Below are 15,559 nucleotides of genomic sequence, written 5' to 3'. Positions count from 1 at the left end.
ATCTTTTAACTAGCTCTAAGCCGGGCGGCTATTTACATAAACAATATGCAGATAATCAATAAAATAAACAGTAGCGCTGGCTACTTAGCACTGGGCTTCGCGTTACTTACCAACCAAGCGCTGGCCCAAACTGGCCTGCCCAAAAAAACGCTGCAACTGGCCGAAACGCAGGCCGATTTATTGCTGAAAGAAACGCCGCTGGCCGCGCAGCGAGCCGCCGTGCCCGGCAAAGCCCCGTTGGTATCGCCGCGCACGCTCTCGCCCACCGGCGAGCTGGTGGCAGTGCCAGCCCGCGACTGGACGAGTGGCTTTTTTCCGGGCTACCTCTGGCTGCTGTACCAAGCCAGCGGCCAGCCCAAGTGGAAGGCCGCTGCCCAGGAGTACACCGCCCGCATCGAGCCCGAAAAAACCAATGCCACGACCCACGACATGGGGTTTAAGGTGTATTGCAGCGTGGGCACGGGCTACCGCCTCACGCAGGATGCGCACTACAAAGCGGTGCTACTGGAGGCGGCGCGCACGCTCAGCACGCGGTTTAATCCGAAAGTGGGCGCCATTCGGTCCTGGGACCACCACCGCGAAACGTGGGGCTTTCCAGTTATCATCGACAACATGCTGAACCTGGAACTGCTGTTTGCGGCCACCCGGCTGTCGGGCGATTCGTCGTTTTATAAAATCGCGGTTGCCCACGCCAACACAACCCTCAAAAACCACTTCCGAGCCGATTACAGCTCGTACCACGTGGTAGACTACGACTCGGCCACGGGGCGCGTGGTGAAGAAAAACACGCACCAAGGCTACGCCCATGAGTCGGCCTGGGCGCGCGGGCAGGCGTGGGCCTTGTATGGCTACACCATGTGCTACCGCGAAACCAAAAACCCCGCCTACCTGCGGCAGGCCGAGCACGTGGCCGACTTCCTTCTGCACCACCCCAACCTGCCCAAAGATTTGATTCCGTACTGGGATTTTAATGCGCCGGGCATTCCCAACGAGCCCCGCGATGCTTCGGCGGGGGCCGTCATTGCCTCGGGCTTGCTCGAGCTGAGCACCTACAGCGCCCAGGGTGCCACTTACCGCCGCCAGGCCAACCAAATGCTCGATAACCTGGCCAAAAGCTACACCGCGCAGCCCGGTGGCAGCCACGGCTTTTTGCTGCTGCACAGCACCGGCTCGAAGCCTGCCAACAGTGAAATCGACGTGCCGCTGAGCTACGCCGACTACTATTTTATGGAAGCCCTGCTGCGCCGCCAAGCCTTGGAGGCGGGCAAAAAACTGTCGGTGCGCTAGGCGCTGCTCCTCTCTCCCTACCCCTTTCTTGAGCGCTTATGCACCAAGCTATTTCCCGCCGCAGTTTTGTAAAAGCCAGTGCCTTGGCCGGGGCCGGCGTGCTGGGCGGGGTAAATGGGCTAGCCGCGCTGGCGCTGCCCAGCCCTACCCCCCCCGGGCTGCGCGAGCTAAGCGAGCAGCTAACGCGGCAGTGGGCAGCCGCGCTGCTGCGCCTCCAACTCACGGATAAAAGCCGCGGCGACGACTACGGTGGCATTCGGGGGCCGGGCGATGCGGCCGTGCCGGGGCGCATCGCCGAAACCATTTACCCGCTGCTGCGCCTGGCCAGCCAAACCCAACAAGCGCAGTACCTAGACGCCGCACACCTGCTTTTTGGCTGGGCTGAAAGGCGGGTGAGCCAGCCCGATGGCTCGTGGCTCAACGAGCCGCAAGCGGGGTCTTGGAAGGGCACCACGGTCTTCATGGCCACGGCCCTGGCCGAAGCGCTGAAGCACTACGGGCCGCTGCTCGATGCACCGCTGCGGGCGGCGTTGGCGGCGCGGCTGCTGCGCGCGGGCGACTTCATCCACCAGACTTTCACCATCGACTACGGCAATATCAACTACCCGATTGCCGCGTCCTACGGGCTATCGTTGCTGGGCGAAGTGCTGGACGTGCCGCGCTTTCGGCAGCGGGGCCGCGAGCTGGCCCACGAGGCGCTGCGCTTTATCACGCCTACCAATCACCTGTTGTTTGGCGAGGGTACGCCCCACGACCGAGCCAGCGCCAAGGGCTGCTACTCCATTGATTTGGGCTATAATGTGGAAGAATCTTTGCCCGCCCTAGTCCTGTATAGCCAGCTCACCCACGACGAGGAAGTGCTCGCCGCCGCAACCAGCGCCCTGCAAGCTCACCTCGAATTTATGCTGCCCGATGGTGCCTGGGACAACAGCTGGGGCACTCGCAACTACAAATGGACCTACTGGGGCAGCCGCACCTCCGATGGCTGCCAGCCCGCCTATGCCCTGCTGGCGGGCCGCGACCCGCGCTTTTACCAAGCGGCGCTGCGCAACACCCAGCTGCTCCAACGCTGCACTACTGCCGAGGGCCTGCTGGCGGGCGGCCCCCACGCCGCCGCGCATGGCCTACCCACGAGCGTGCACCACACCTTCTGCCACCTCAAGGCCCTCACGACCATCCTCGACTACGGTGCGGCGCTCCCCGCCCCAGCGCCCAGCAGCTCGGCGCTGCCGCGCGAGCAGGTCTACGGTGCCCGCTTTCTGGCCGATACCCAAACGTGGCTGCTGGCTGAGGGCCCGTACCGCGCCACCGTGACGGCCTACGACCGCGAGTATAAGGACTACAAAAATGGCCATGCTACCGGCGGCGCCCTTACCCTGCTGTGGCACGCCAAAACCGGCCCGCTCGTGGCCGCCAGCATGACCGACTACCAGCTCTACGAAGCGGGCAACATGGTGCCCTACCCCACCGCCCAGTGCCTGACGCCCCGTGCCGAGCTGCGGCTAAACGGCGTGCTGTACACCAACATCAGCGACCTGCGCGCTACCCTCACCCGCCGCAGTGGCAATGGGCCGCTTACCCTCACGGCCCAAGCCCGGCTAGTAGATAAAAACCAGCAAAACCCACCGGCTGGTGAGGTCAGCTGTGTGGTCACCTACACTTTTGCAGCCGATAAAGTATCCTTCCACTTCGACGTGGCGCCCAGCACTTACGACCAGCAGATTCGGATTTTCCTACCCCTCGTCGCCAAGAGTACGGAGCTAACCACGGTTATTTCTGACCGCCGCATCCGGGTGGCCAAGGATGCGGCTAACGTAAGCATCACAGCCACGCAGCCTTTCGTGCCCGTTGCACCCGGCGAGCGGGTCTTCAACCCCGTGCCGGGCCTAGAGGCGCTTGTGTTGTGCGTAGCGCACCGTACGGCCGGTTTTGACGTGGCGGTGAGTTGATTGATTTAGGAATTTGATTAGCGTGTTTGGAATTTACTAAATAGGCCTTTAGCCCGTCCTGCTGAGCTTGTCAAAGCATCTCGCTCGCCTCGTTGGACGAACCCAGACGAGGCGAGCGAGATGCTTTGACAAGCTCAGCAGGACCACCTTTTTAAGTTTTTCATAAAACCCAAACTTGCCCTTAGTACTATCGAAGAACTGCTGTTGATAAACTATCTAAAACAAGTCTAAAATCGGTTGTCATTGCTTCTCTCTGCTCACAATGACAACGACTTCTAAGTCAACACACAAAGAAGGCCGCCATGCTGAGCATGGCGGCCTTCTTTGTGTAGGGCAGGCTGCTACTGCGCGTCACTAGTGGGCGCTGCACCCTTCTTGGCAGCGGCTGAACGCTGCGTTTTGGCAGCCGTGTCGCTCACTTTATCGGCGGCTTTCTTAGTGGCGCCGGCGGCTTTGGCGGTGGGGCTGGTGGCGGGCTTTTTGGCAGCGGGCTTGGCCTTGGTGGCGGCAGAGGGGGTAGGCTTTTTCTTGGCATCGGCGCCCAGGCCCACCCGGTCGCGCAGGCTGCCAGCGAGGCCCTGAAACTGCTTTTCGAGTTCGGTGCGCTTGGTTTCGCTGCTTTTGAGCAGGTCATCCATTATTTTTTTGCCTTCCTGCTCCGATATTTTGCTTTCCTTCACCAGCTTATCGAGGGCAGTTTGCACCCGCTTGTTGCCCTGCGAGAGAAAGCCCACACCGGTATTGATAAACTTCTTAAACAGGTCGTCCATAAGTGAAAAAGAAAAAGGTGAGTGTTTGACGGTGAATAGCTTATGCCTACTAAATAGTAGGCTAGCCGAGTACTTGCACAAACCTACGCCCAGCGAGGTGTAGCGCAGGCAAGTGTACGGGTTTTTTCTGAAAAAATTACTTCTTCTGGCTAAGCCGATGCCCACGGTAGCCCTTGATAGCCAGCGGAATCCAGCCCAGCAGCGGAATGAAATAAGCCAGCACCAACGGATTGCGCCACAGCAGCTTCCAAAACGTGCCGGGGCGGTCGAGGTGCAGGTCGAAGTAGCGTTCGCCGTTTTTCACGTAGCGGCGCTCAAACTCGGTAAAGGCGGCGGGCCAGGCAAAGGGCAGAAAAAACGGAAAGTAGCGGCGGTTTTCCTTCATGCGCTGCCACAGTTCGCGCCAGCGGTAGGGGTGCTGCCCGTGGGCAGCCACGGCGGCGTCCATCTCCACCTGCATTCGCTGCCGAATTTGCTCGCTGATGGCCAGCAGCTCGTCGCGGCTTAGCTCGTCGTGCTTTTTGGTGGTGTAGTCGGTGGGCCGAATGCGGGTGCCCATCACGTAGGTAAGCTGGGCGGGTAGGGCCAAGTAAAATGCCCAAGGCTGGATGATTACCAGCAGCAGCAGCAGCGTAATAGGCAAAAACGGAATGCCGATTTTCTTGGTCAGCCGGTTTATCCAATCGAAGCTGTAAGCGTAGGGATTAAGATATTCGGCGTTGATGGTGTAGAACGGCATGATGTCGGTGCCGTGCATCAAGCTCAAGCGCAACATACTGGTAGCCAGACGCTGCAATTGGTATTTGCGGTTGAACCCCTTGCCAATACCTGGCACGCCCTCGGGGTAGAGCATCAGGTTGTGGTCTTGGTAGTACATCATGGTTTCGAAGTTGAGCGTGGTCGCATCGACGCTGCCGCACTTCTTCCAAAAATCCTTGATGAGGTAGGGGTTCATCAGCGTGGTAGCCGAGAGCATGGGCGCCGAGAGCGGCCGGGGCAAGTCGCGCAGGGTGCCGCGCGTGTGCAGCAAGTAGCGCCACAGGTGCGAGAGCGAAATAATGGCATCCCAGGGGAAGGCCATGCCCGAGTGGTTGGAAGCAAAAATCAGCGGCCGGTCGGGGTTGTTGCGCGGCGGAAACGGCTCAAAACCCACCAGCCGCGACCGGAACCACACGCGGTCGAGCAGGTGCAAGATGCTGTCGTCGAGGGTCTGCGTAAATTCCTCCTTGAAATAATCCGTGTAAATGTGCTGGTTAGCCTGGATGGCGGGAGGGGGTAGCGCAGCGGCAGCAGGCATAAGGCAGGAATAAGCTGCGCGAAAGATACAATTGGCAAGGAGCAACGGGCAGTTAACCGTGCGGAACGCGCAGTGCTCCCTGCTTTTCATATCTGGCGCTTGAGGCGAATGCTGGCCGGGTGCAGCTCGCCATCGGGCCGACGCAGCACCAGTATGAGGGGGCGGCCATCCTGCGAGTGCAGAATGCGGCTCAGCTCGGTGATAGACAAGTTGCTCACCGGCAAAAAGTTGATAGTTAGCAGCTCCTCGCCGGCGCCGATGCCCGCCGAAGCCGCGGGCGAATTTGGCACCACGCGCTGCACCAAGTAACGGCGAAAGTTGGGGCCAGTGGCCAGCAGGTCGAGGCCGCACATGTCGTGCTCGAAGGGCTCGTGCAGCAAGGGAGTAGCGTGCAACAGCAGGCGCTGGTGAGGGTAGTCGATAACCAAGTTGAAGCGCTTGAGCATCTCGTAGCCAATGCTGCCCTGGCGGCCGCGCTCGCTCACGGCCAGCCGCTGGTGCACCTGCATCGAATCGGGAAAAGAAGTGAGCACTTGGGGCAAATAGTGTTGCCCTAGCCGCACCGAGGCTACCCGCCCCAGGTAGCCACTTACCAGGCCCGACAAGCCCCGGCCGAGGTCGGTGCGCAGGCAAGCGGGGGGTAGGTGCAAGTGCGGGTCGGCGGTGGTTTCGATGCTGAGCGCGTGGCCGGCACCGGTGTCGAGCAGCAGGTTGAGGGGCAGCGGCGCCATGCGGGCCGTGGCCGACAGCTGCACTACCTCGGCGGTAAGGTAGGCTTTATCCCGCTCTAAACGCAGCGGCAGCGAGGCCCAACGGCGCCCCCGAGGGGCGCGGTAGGCAGCAGGGTCGTAGAGCACCATGCGGTTTTGCTGCGGAAAAATAGCCACCACCAACGACTGAAATAACTCAGACCCCATAATGCCGTGGATGGGCATGCCGGCGTAGCCCGATAAATCAAGCACGTCGCTGCTCAGCACCAGCCAGTTGAGGCTTGGGGCCACTACCCCCGGCAATTCGACGCGGACGCCTGCGGCTTCGTAGGCCCGCAGGCCGCTGTCTTCGCCCCCTACCCCCATCAGGCGGTACTGGGCGCCGTGGGTCAGGCTCAGCGAATCGGCCAGTTGCGGGTCGGTGAGCAGACTGGTGCTCACCCCAGTATCCAGCAAAAAATTATACGGCCCGCAGCCGTTGAGCTTGGCCGCTATGATTATCAGGTTGCGCTGCGTTGTGAAGTTTAGGTGCACCGCGTGCTGGCCGGGTTTCACTAGCCGAAAGAGACTGGCCGGCAGGGGCTGCGCGCCGCCTACGTGGCCCAGCAGGCATAGGCACAGCCATAGCCAGGCTTTTCGCCCAAACGATAGTAGAGGTAACATGGCATGCAGCAGAGCGGTGGGAACACCTAAAGCTACAACGAGTTACCCAGCTAACCAAGCCCTGCTAGCTACTCCCTCCCCCCCTTGCTAAGCGCCAGCAAAACCTACGGTCGCTCCCAGTTTCCGGCGGGGTCGTAGTGCAGGGCACCCGCCCGAATCTGGAGCGGCGCAGCCAGGTTATTATGATAGAGCTGCCCCGTGCCCAGCCCCTGCGCAAAGCCCGCCACCTCATACTCGCCCGTGAGCTGGGCCACGGCGTTGAGGCCAATATTCGACTCCAAGGCCGAGGTTATCCACCAGCCAATTTGGTGCTGGTTGGCCAGGCTTATCCAGCGGCGGGTGGCGGCGTGGCCGCCCAGCAGCGTAGGCTTCAGCACCACGTAGGCGGGGCGTACGGTGGCCAGCAGTTGCTCCTGCTGTGCGGAGTCGGTGAGGCCAATCAGCTCCTCGTCGAGCGCAATCGGAATGGGCGAGTGGCAGCATAATTCGGCCAGGGCCGTCCACTGCCCGGCCGCAATCGGCTGCTCGATGGAGTGAATGTCGAAGCGCGCCAGCCGCTCGAGTTTAGACAATGCATCGGCCGGGGCAAATGCGCCATTGGCATCCACGCGCAGGACTAGCTGGTCGGGGCCGGCTTCGGCCCTGATTTCGGCCAGCAGCCGCAATTCGGTTTCAAAATCTAAGCTGCCGATTTTTAGCTTCAGGCACGAGTAACCCGCAGCCAGCTTCTGCCTGATTTGGGTACGCATAAATTCGGCGTCGCCCATCCATACCAGGCCATTGATGGGGATGCCAGCTTGCCCTTGGCTAAAAGCGTTAGTATACAGCTGATGCCGCCCGCCGTGGTACAGGTCCAGCACAGCCGTTTCGAGGGCAAAGCGCAGCGAAGGCAGCGTGGGCAGCATCTGGGAGGCTTGCTCCAGCGTGAACTCGGCCATGCCATCGCGGCTGAAATGCAGGCACAGCAGGTTCACGCGCTGCTCAAAATCGGTGAGGTAATCAAGGCTGAGTCCAGCCAGTGGGGCGGCCTCGCCCCAACCTACTACCTGCGGCTGCCGGTGGTCGTGCAGCTTCAGGTAGTAGGCTACGTGCTCGGTGAGCGCGCCGCGCGAAGTGCGGGCCGGAAAATTAAAGCGCAGCGCCCGGCGCTCATAAGAAAGCATCAACATAGGGGCAAAGGTGCGGCCCCTAAGCGCTTATGCCTTGTTCGAGTCCGACTTTTTCTTACCCCGACGGCTAATTTGGCCCCCTTTGCGGCCCGCAGCGCGGGCTTCTTCGGAGGAGAACCGGTGGCCCCGGCCGCTCTCGTGCGAGGCCCGGCCACCTTCGCTGGCGATGCGCCGCTGCTGCTCGGGCGACATGGCGGCGAAGCCCCGGCGGCTTTTCTCGCCAATGCGCCGCGCGGGGCGCTTAGTCAATATTTCGTTGCCATTATGCAGCTCTTCCAACCGGGCAACTTCCTTGTTTTCAATAGACATATTTAAAGAAAAAAAACGACTAACAAATGGCAGTTTTTCGCTGCAGCTAGCTTAAGTAGTGGACTTTGCAAACCACGTTAGCATAGCAGAAATTCCTTTTGCGCGTTTCTTTCCGGTTAAATTTGCCGGCCTACCCCCTGGCTATTACCCCACTGGCTGGGCCGCCGCAACCCTAAGCCCATGGCAGCGGTTTAGCACCTACTCGCCTGGCTCTCATCTGGCGCCGCTTATTTCCTGCGTTTATGGCTCTTCCCGTTTCTCTCGTTTCCTCGGCTCAGCCCGCGGTGGCTACGTCGGCCTTGGCTACCCACTACCAAGCGGTGCGGGCGCAGTCGGTAGCCTTGGTGCTACCCCTGCTGCCCGAAGACACCGTGGTGCAGCCCAACCTCGACGTGAGCCCGCCCAAGTGGCACTTGGCCCACACTACCTGGTTTTGGGAAACAATGCTGCTCAAGCAGTTTGTGCCAGAATACGAGGTGTTTCACCCCGAGTATGCTTACTTGTTTAACTCGTACTATAACTCGCTAGGCTCCAGGGTAAACCGAGCTGACCGCGGCACGCTTTCGCGCCCGCCGCTGGCCGATGTGTACCGCTACCGCGCCTACGTAGACGAGCACATGGCCGCCCTGCTGGCCAAGCTAGCCGAGCTGCCTGCCGCTGCTACCGAACTGGTAGAGCTGGGCCTGCACCACGAGCAGCAGCACCAAGAGCTGCTGGCTACCGACATCAAATACATCCTTAGCACCAACCCGCTGGCACCTGGCTACTTAACGGCGGCCGAGCTAGCCAGCAAATCTGCCTCAGCGCCTACCGATGGCGCCAATTTCGGCGCTAGCTGGCTGCCGGTGCCGGGCAATATTTACCCCATTGGGCACCAGCAAGAAGGCTTTGCATTTGATAATGAGCTGCCCGTGCACGAGGTGCTGGTGGCACCCTTCGAGCTGCAAAACCGGTTGGTTACGAACGGCGATTTTCTGCAATTCATCGAGTCGGGCGGCTACCAGCAGTTCCAGTTCTGGCTGGGCGAGGGCTGGGACTTGGTGAACCGCGAGGGCTGGCGCGCGCCGCTCTACTGGTCGCAAACTGCTGACGGGCAGTGGCTACGCTATGGCCCTACCGGCCTGGCACCGCTCAACCCCGCCGCGCCGGTGTCGCATATTAGCTTCTACGAGGCCGATGCCTATGCCCAGTGGGCTGGGGGGCGCCTACCCACCGAGGCCGAATGGGAAGTGGCCGCCCGCCACTTTGGTGCTACAGCGGCTGGCGGCAACTGGCTGGAAAGTGGCCATTTCGACCCCCTACCCCTGCCTGCCGACGCCGACCCCACGCAGTGCCACCAACTGCTCGGCGACTGTTGGGAGTGGACGTATTCGCCCTACCACCCCTACCCCGGCTACCAACGCGCAGCCGGCGCCCTGGGTGAGTACAACGGCAAATTCATGATAAACCAGCTCGTGCTGCGCGGCGGCTCGTGCGCTACGCCCGAGAGCCATATTCGCCTCACGTATCGCAATTTTTTCCACGCCGATAAGCGCTGGCAATTTACAGGTTTGCGCCTAGCGCGGTAATTCATTCGCGTCAACAAAAAATGTCCTGCTTCCCTGCGGTCGGCAGGACGTTTTTTAGTCGTAGCTACAGGCGGTGCCTAGCTTCGCTCCGGCGTTAGCCATTTTTCCAGGCGCTGGGGCTTGTACTGCGCCATGGCGTCGAGCAGGGCTACAGCGCTCACATTTTGGAGCACTTGGCCGCGGTTTTCGCTGCGCAGAAAGGCCTCGGCGCTCATGTGGTCGAGCAGGGCCAGCAGCGCGTCGTAAAAACCTTGGATATTGAGCAGGCCTACGGGCTTGCCGTGCAGACCAAGTTGGCCCCAGGTCAGCACTTCAAACAGCTCTTCGAGGGTGCCAAAACCGCCGGGCATGGCCACGAATCCTTCGGCCAGGTCGGCCATTAGCAGCTTGCGCTGGTGCATGGTTTCGACCACGTGCAACTCGGTGCAGCCTTTGTGCGCCAGCTCTTTATCAGCCAAAAAGCCGGGAATGACGCCGATAACCTTACCCCCCTCCGCCAGCACAGCGTCGGCGATGGTGCCCATCAGGCCCACGCAGCCGCCGCCATACACAAGGGTAAGGCCGCGCCGCGCCAGCTCGCGGCCCATTTCCTGGGCTTGCTGGGTATAAATTTCCTGGTTGCCGCTGCTAGAGCCGCAGTACACTGCTACGCTGTTCATAAAGTCAATTACTTATACTATTGATAAGTAAGAACGTCATGCTGAGCTTGCCGAAGCAGCTCTACCGCGCCGCTGAGATTACTACTTCAAAGGCGCGGTAGAACTGCTTCGGCAAGCTCAGCATGACGTTCTCCTTTTTTATTTTTTAAGCATTACATGCGCTCAGGCACGTCGATGCCGAGCAGGCCAAGACTGGTTTTGATTGTTTCGGCAGTCTTGGCCGAAAGGGCGACGCGGAAAGATTTTTTTAGCGGGTCAGTCTCTTTCAAAATGGGCACCTCGGTGTAAAAGCGGTTGTAGCTTTTAGCCACATCATAGGCGTACTGCGCCACCACCGCGGGCGAAAGCGTGCGGGCTGCTTCAGCTACCACGCCAGCATAACCAGCCAACTGCTGAATCAACTCGCCTTCAGTAGCTTGCAACTCGTCAAGCTGGCTGAAATCATCGGTTTTGACTACACCTGTTTCCTCCGCATCGCGCTGAATTTTAGAAATTCGGGCGTAGCTGTATTGCACGAATGGCCCCGTATCGCCCTCCAGCCGTACCGACTCCTCGGGGTTGAAAAGCATCCGCTTTTTGGGGTCCACTTTCAGCAAGTAGTATTTGAGTGCGCCCAGGCCCAGCGTGTGGTAGAGCTGGTCAAGTTCTTCATCGCTCAGGCCCTCAGTTTTGCCTTTTTCGAGGGTGGCGGCTTTAGCGGCATCTTCCACCTCTTTCACCAGTTCGTCGGCGTCTACTACCGTGCCCTCGCGCGATTTCATTTTGCCCGAGGGCAAATCGACCATGCCGTAGCTGAGGTGATGAATGGCAGCGGCGTAGGGCTTGCCCAGCTTTTTGAGCGTGGCTTGCAGCACCTGCATGTGGTAGTTCTGCTCGTCGGCGATGACGTAGATGCTGCTGTCGTAGTGAAAATCATGGTACTTGAGCTCGGCCGTGCCTAGGTCCTGGGTGATGTAGACGCTGGTGCCGTCGGCACGCAACAGCAGCTTTTCGTCGAGACCTTCGGCCTGGAGGTCCACCCATACCGAGCCATTTTCCTTCTTGAAGAACACGCCTTTTTGCAGGCCTTCTTCCACCCGCTCCTTGCCCAGCAGGTAGGTGCCCGACTCGTAGTAAAACTTGTCGAAATCGACGCCGATATTGCGGTACGTGGCGTTGAAGCCATCGTACACCCAGCCGTTCATGCGGTGCCAGAGAGCCATTACCTCCTCGTCGCCGGCCTCCCACTGCTGGAGCATCTGCTGGGCTTCGAGCATCAGCGGGGCCTGCTTCTTGGCCACATCATTCGCTACCCCCTCGGCTTCGAGCTGCTTAATTTCTTCGCGGTAGTGCTTCTCAAACAGCACGTAATATTTGCCGGCCAGGTGGTCGCCTTTCATGCCCGAGCTGTCGGGCGTTTCGCCGGCGCCAAAGCGCTGGTAGGCAATCATCGACTTGCAGATGTGGATGCCGCGGTCGTTCACCAAGTTGGCTTTGGTGACGGTGGCGCCGGTAGCCTTCAAAATCTCGGCCACGCTGTAGCCCAAGAAGTTATTGCGCAAGTGGCCCAGGTGCAGGGGCTTATTAGTATTAGGCGAGGAATACTCGACTACCACCTGCTGCGGGCCGCCGGTGGGCACGGGCGCGCCGGCCGGCTGGCGGTACAGCTCTCCGAAGAGGGTAAGCCACTCGGCATCGGCCAGTTCGATGTTGAGAAAACCCTTTACCACGTTGTAGCCGCGCACGGCGGGCGCGTTGGCTAGCAGCCACTCGCCCAGGGCTTGGCCGAGCTGCTCGGGGCCTTTGCCGAAGGCTTTGGTAAGCGAAAACGTGACGAGGGTAAAGCTGCCGGCAAACTCCTTGCGCGTAGGCTGCAAAACGAGGTTGGCGACGGGAATTTCCTGACCAAAAACGGCCTGCGCGGCCGCTTGCAGGGCGGTTTTTAGGTTTTGTTCAAGCTGTTGCACGAGGGCAAAGGTACGGCGAGGGGGCCGGCCCAGTAAAGCCGCGGCTGTGCAAGGGGGGTAGGGCGCGTTTTTGGCAGCACCCACGGAACGCCCCGGCGGCTAACGGGCGTTAGCGGATTGATTTTATAGGTAACTAACTTTTTCCGCGTGTTTATATCTCGTTTTCCTCTCTTGGCTAAGGCGCGTTTGGTGTGGCTCTACGCTGCCTTGCTGGCCACGCCCGCCTGCAAAAGCAATGCGCCCGACCCCGTCAGTGCTACCCCCGTCACCGAAACCAATGTACTCACGGGCAGCACGTTGATTGGCGAGTACAGCACCGCTACCCTGGCTGGCCGTGTGCAGGGCGTGCCGCTGGCGGGCGCCTTGGTGAAATATCCCATCCGGGTGTACCGCCTCACGTACCACACCCATACGCCCGATGGGCAGGAGACGACGGCTTCGGGCGCGGTGCTGGTGCCGGTGGCCACCACGGCCCTGCCCCTGCTTAGCTACCAGCACGGCACGCTGGCGCCCAGCAGCGAAGGCCAGGCGCCGTCGTACTACGCTTCGGGCAGCGACGTGTGGTCGGTGGTGTCGGTGCTGGCCTCGACGGGCTACGTGGTGTCGGCGCCCGACTACCTGGGCTACGGCGCCTCCAAGGCCCTACCCCACCCCTACGAGCACGCCGCCTCACTGGCTTCGACTTCGGCTGATATGCTGCGCGCTGCGCGCGAATTTTGCCAGCAGCAGAGCGTGCTTGTCAACCAAAAAAACTTCCTACTTGGCTATTCGGAAGGCGGCTACGCTACCATGGCGCTGCACAAATTGCTGGAGGAAAAATATGCCGCTACCCTACCCGTAACGGCCAGCGCGCCCGGCGCAGGTGCCTACCATAAAACGGCGTTTGCGCGCTACATTTTGCAGGCCACGCAGCCGCTTAGCTTTTTAAGCAGCTACGTGTGGGTGCTGCGCACCTACGACCGTATTTATGCACTCAACCGGCCGTTCTCCTTTTATTACCAAGAGCCTTACGCCACCCAGTTGCAGGCCGACCCGTTTTCGGAAGTGCCTAGCCAGCAGAGCCAATTATTTGCTACCCCGTTCCGCCAAGCAGTGCTAAACGATTCGGATGTCGCACTCAAGGCAGCCCTCGTCGATAACGACATCTACGATTGGAAGCCGACAGCGCCGCTGGCACTCTTCCACGGCACAGCCGACGACTACGTGCCGTTTTTCAACTCGCAGGATGCCTACGACGCCATGCAGAAGCGCGGCGCTACGCAGGTCGAGCTACACCCTATTCAGGGCGGCAACCATTTCTCGTCGGCCACGGCTTATACGTTGGGGGCGTATGCATTTATTAGCAAGTATTAAAAGGCTGCTTTTTCTAGATAAAGGTATTGGTACGCGAATTAGCTAATTCGCGTACCAATACCTTTATTTTTTTACTTACTTTAAGTAAATTATTTACCCAAAATACCCAAATACGCAATTGGGCACAGCGGCTAGGGTAAAAGGCTCAATTTTTGCGCGCGTTAGTAGAAGCTCAAACCGATAGTTTATGCAACTTCTTTTACAAAGTGGGAAAGGTAAGCGGTGCGCCACGTGGCTGCTGGCATTGGTAATACTGGGGTTGGGCTGGCTGGCGCCGCAGGCCGCGTGGGCCACGCACATTCGGGCGGGCGACATTCAGTCGCGGGTTGATAACGTGACCGGCAACCCCAACCACCTGCTGTTTCGACTCACGATTTACCGCGATAAATCGGCGCCGGCGCACCAGGAGCTACCAGAAACCTACGTCTACTTTGGTGACGGTAGCGGCCTGAATGGCAATGACAAAGACGCGAATGGCACCGCCCTGATGACGCGGACCTCAGACGCAGCTGCTTCAACTGCCGATACGGAGGTGCTTTATTTTGATTTTGAGCACACCTACGCCGGAGCGGGCTCCTACTTGGTAAGTTTTGTGGGCGAAAACCGCAACGCTGGGATTATCAACATGGTGAACTCGGTGAACACCAGCTTTTACATTTCTTCCACCGTCACCATCAACCCTGCCTACGGGCTCAATCACTCGCCCGTATTGCGTGCCCCGGCCGTGGACAAAGCCGGCCTGGGTCAGGTGTTTTTACACAACCCAGCCGCCTATGATGCCGACGGCGACTCCTTGGCCTTTAAGCTACGTACCTGCCAGCAGGTGGTAAATGGCAATAGCGCAGCCCTAATAGCCAGCAAGCGCCCGATGCCTGTGGATTGCGACCATTATGTGTATCCCAACGACCAGAGTATTGTGCCGGGTGCTAAGCAGGTGCCCTACACAGGTGTGCCGGCCGGCGACCCCAGCTCTAATGCGCTGCTGGTGCAAGACCCTTACAACGGGCAGATTACCTGGAATGCGCCCGCTCGCGCGGGCTACTACAACATCGCCTTTACGGTGGAAGAATGGCGGCGCACAGCTAATGGCATTCGGCTGATTGGCACCGTAATTCGGGACATGCAGATTATCGTGACGGCTACCAATAACCTGCCGCCTACCCTCATCGTGCCACCCGATGTGTGCGTGGTGGCGGGCACGCCGGTGGTGCTCAACGTGTCGGCTACCGATGGCGTGGGCACCGGGGCGCAAGGCGCTCCTACCCCTGTTGCGCTGTTTGCCTACAGCGGCATTTTGCCGCCGGCCACGTTTACGCAAACCAGCACGGGCACCACTAGCAGCGGCACTTTCCGCTGGACGCCCGATTGCAGCAACGTGGCCAACCAGCCCTACACAGTGGTGTTTAAGGCCCAGGACAGCCCAAGTACGGCGAGTGGCGCCCCAATTTTGATTGATGAGAAAACCGTGCGCATCACGGTAATAGGGCCGCCGCCGCAAAATGTGCGCGGGGTGCCCGGTGCCTCGGGCACTAGCCTGGTGAGCCTCGTAACCTGGGACCGCTATACCTGCCAGAACGCGAGTCAGCTATTGATTTTCCGCAAGGAAGGACCCTTTCCGTTCACGCCGGGCCCGTGCCAAACGGGCTTGCCCGCCGGCTCGGGCTACGTGCAAGTGGGCGCCGTGTCGCCCACCACTACCACATTTACCGATACTAACAATGGGACAGGACTCGTGCGCGGCAAAACGTATTGCTACCGCATATATGCTGTATTCCTGTTGCCCGCAGGCGGCGCCAGCATCGTGTCTAATGAAACGTGCGTAACATTCAGTGGCCGTTCGGCGCGGCTCACGAATGTGGACGTGAACACCACGAGCGCC

The 15,559-nt window shown here is 59.9% G+C and carries 11 protein-coding genes and 1 pseudogene; 5 read left to right on the top strand and 7 right to left on the bottom strand.

Annotated elements, in window-relative coordinates:
- The first annotated feature begins 45 nt into the window (after window positions 1–45).
- Both GO988_RS11495 and GO988_RS11490 read left to right on the top strand, forming a co-directional pair.
- Window positions 46–1,287: a glycoside hydrolase family 88 protein gene (locus tag GO988_RS11495; RefSeq protein ID WP_157565498.1), complete on the top strand. Its 1,242-nt coding sequence runs from the start codon at window positions 46–48 to the stop codon at window positions 1,285–1,287.
- 38 nt (window positions 1,288–1,325) lie between these two features.
- On the top strand, window positions 1,326–3,236 hold the full coding sequence (locus tag GO988_RS11490) for a twin-arginine translocation signal domain-containing protein (RefSeq protein WP_157565496.1): 1,911 nt from the start codon (window positions 1,326–1,328) through the stop codon (window positions 3,234–3,236).
- Window positions 3,237–3,577: 341 nt separating this feature from the next.
- On the opposite strand, the gene GO988_RS11485 is transcribed toward GO988_RS11490, so the two are convergent.
- The 5 genes from GO988_RS11485 to GO988_RS11465 all read right to left on the bottom strand — a co-directional run bounded on the left by GO988_RS11485 (window position 3,578) and on the right by GO988_RS11465 (window position 8,154).
- Complete coding sequence (locus GO988_RS11485) at window positions 3,578–4,006, bottom strand: phasin family protein (protein ID WP_157565493.1); 429 nt, start codon at window positions 4,004–4,006, stop codon at window positions 3,578–3,580.
- A gap of 136 nt (window positions 4,007–4,142) precedes the next feature.
- The gene (locus tag GO988_RS11480; protein WP_157565491.1) at window positions 4,143–5,303 is read right to left on the bottom strand and encodes a lysophospholipid acyltransferase family protein; all 1,161 of its coding nucleotides are present in this window, start codon (window positions 5,301–5,303) and stop codon (window positions 4,143–4,145) included.
- An 86-nt stretch (window positions 5,304–5,389) separates the two neighbouring features.
- Window positions 5,390–6,676 carry an aspartyl protease family protein gene (locus GO988_RS11475; protein ID WP_157565488.1) on the bottom strand — a complete coding sequence of 429 codons (1,287 nt, stop codon included), beginning with the start codon at window positions 6,674–6,676 and terminating at the stop codon, window positions 5,390–5,392.
- 104 nt (window positions 6,677–6,780) lie between these two features.
- Window positions 6,781–7,845, bottom strand: a complete 1,065-nt coding sequence (locus GO988_RS11470; protein ID WP_157565486.1) for an o-succinylbenzoate synthase — start codon at window positions 7,843–7,845, stop codon at window positions 6,781–6,783.
- Window positions 7,846–7,872: 27 nt separating this feature from the next.
- A complete protein-coding gene (locus GO988_RS11465) occupies window positions 7,873–8,154 on the bottom strand; it encodes a con-10 family general stress protein (RefSeq protein ID WP_157565483.1) in 282 nt (93 codons plus the stop codon).
- A 242-nt stretch (window positions 8,155–8,396) separates the two neighbouring features.
- On the opposite strand from GO988_RS11465, the gene egtB reads away from it, so the two are divergent.
- Window positions 8,397–9,722 carry an ergothioneine biosynthesis protein EgtB gene (gene egtB / locus GO988_RS11460; protein ID WP_157565481.1) on the top strand — a complete coding sequence of 442 codons (1,326 nt, stop codon included), beginning with the start codon at window positions 8,397–8,399 and terminating at the stop codon, window positions 9,720–9,722.
- A 77-nt stretch (window positions 9,723–9,799) separates the two neighbouring features.
- Here egtB and GO988_RS11455 read toward each other — a convergent pair whose 3' ends face one another.
- Window positions 9,800–10,381 carry an LOG family protein gene (locus GO988_RS11455; protein ID WP_157565479.1) on the bottom strand — a complete coding sequence of 194 codons (582 nt, stop codon included), beginning with the start codon at window positions 10,379–10,381 and terminating at the stop codon, window positions 9,800–9,802.
- Between the two features lie 152 nt (window positions 10,382–10,533).
- Entirely contained in the window at window positions 10,534–12,327 is a 1,794-nt protein-coding gene (gene argS, locus GO988_RS11450; RefSeq protein ID WP_317164850.1) for an arginine--tRNA ligase, read from the bottom strand.
- A gap of 171 nt (window positions 12,328–12,498) precedes the next feature.
- Here argS and GO988_RS11445 point away from each other — a divergent pair, with 171 nt between their 5' ends.
- Both GO988_RS11445 and GO988_RS11440 read left to right on the top strand, forming a co-directional pair.
- Window positions 12,499–13,680: an alpha/beta hydrolase family protein gene (locus GO988_RS11445; RefSeq protein WP_157565477.1), complete on the top strand. Its 1,182-nt coding sequence runs from the start codon at window positions 12,499–12,501 to the stop codon at window positions 13,678–13,680.
- A 187-nt stretch (window positions 13,681–13,867) separates the two neighbouring features.
- A pseudogene (locus GO988_RS11440) lies at window positions 13,868–15,559 on the top strand (hypothetical protein); the annotation flags it as partial.

It is taken from the genome of Hymenobacter ginkgonis, assembly GCF_009755225.1.
GTDB classification, from domain to species: Bacteria; Bacteroidota; Bacteroidia; order Cytophagales; family Hymenobacteraceae; genus Hymenobacter; species Hymenobacter ginkgonis.
The sequence above is the reverse complement of the archived record's forward strand: the minus strand, read 5'-3'. Positions and strand labels throughout refer to the sequence as shown.

What these genes read in the sequence shown, in the direction of transcription:
- GO988_RS11495 (WP_157565498.1), top strand. Translation starts at nt 46, where the DNA reads ATGCAGATAATCAATAAAATAAACAGTAGCGCTGGCTACTTAGCACTG.
- GO988_RS11490 (WP_157565496.1), top strand. Translation starts at nt 1,326, where the DNA reads ATGCACCAAGCTATTTCCCGCCGCAGTTTTGTAAAAGCCAGTGCCTTG.
- GO988_RS11485 (WP_157565493.1), bottom strand. Translation starts at nt 4,006, where the DNA reads ATGGACGACCTGTTTAAGAAGTTTATCAATACCGGTGTGGGCTTTCTC.
- GO988_RS11480 (WP_157565491.1), bottom strand. Translation starts at nt 5,303, where the DNA reads ATGCCTGCTGCCGCTGCGCTACCCCCTCCCGCCATCCAGGCTAACCAG.
- GO988_RS11475 (WP_157565488.1), bottom strand. Translation starts at nt 6,676, where the DNA reads ATGTTACCTCTACTATCGTTTGGGCGAAAAGCCTGGCTATGGCTGTGC.
- GO988_RS11470 (WP_157565486.1), bottom strand. Translation starts at nt 7,845, where the DNA reads ATGTTGATGCTTTCTTATGAGCGCCGGGCGCTGCGCTTTAATTTTCCG.
- GO988_RS11465 (WP_157565483.1), bottom strand. Translation starts at nt 8,154, where the DNA reads ATGTCTATTGAAAACAAGGAAGTTGCCCGGTTGGAAGAGCTGCATAAT.
- egtB (WP_157565481.1), top strand. Translation starts at nt 8,397, where the DNA reads ATGGCTCTTCCCGTTTCTCTCGTTTCCTCGGCTCAGCCCGCGGTGGCT.
- GO988_RS11455 (WP_157565479.1), bottom strand. Translation starts at nt 10,381, where the DNA reads ATGAACAGCGTAGCAGTGTACTGCGGCTCTAGCAGCGGCAACCAGGAA.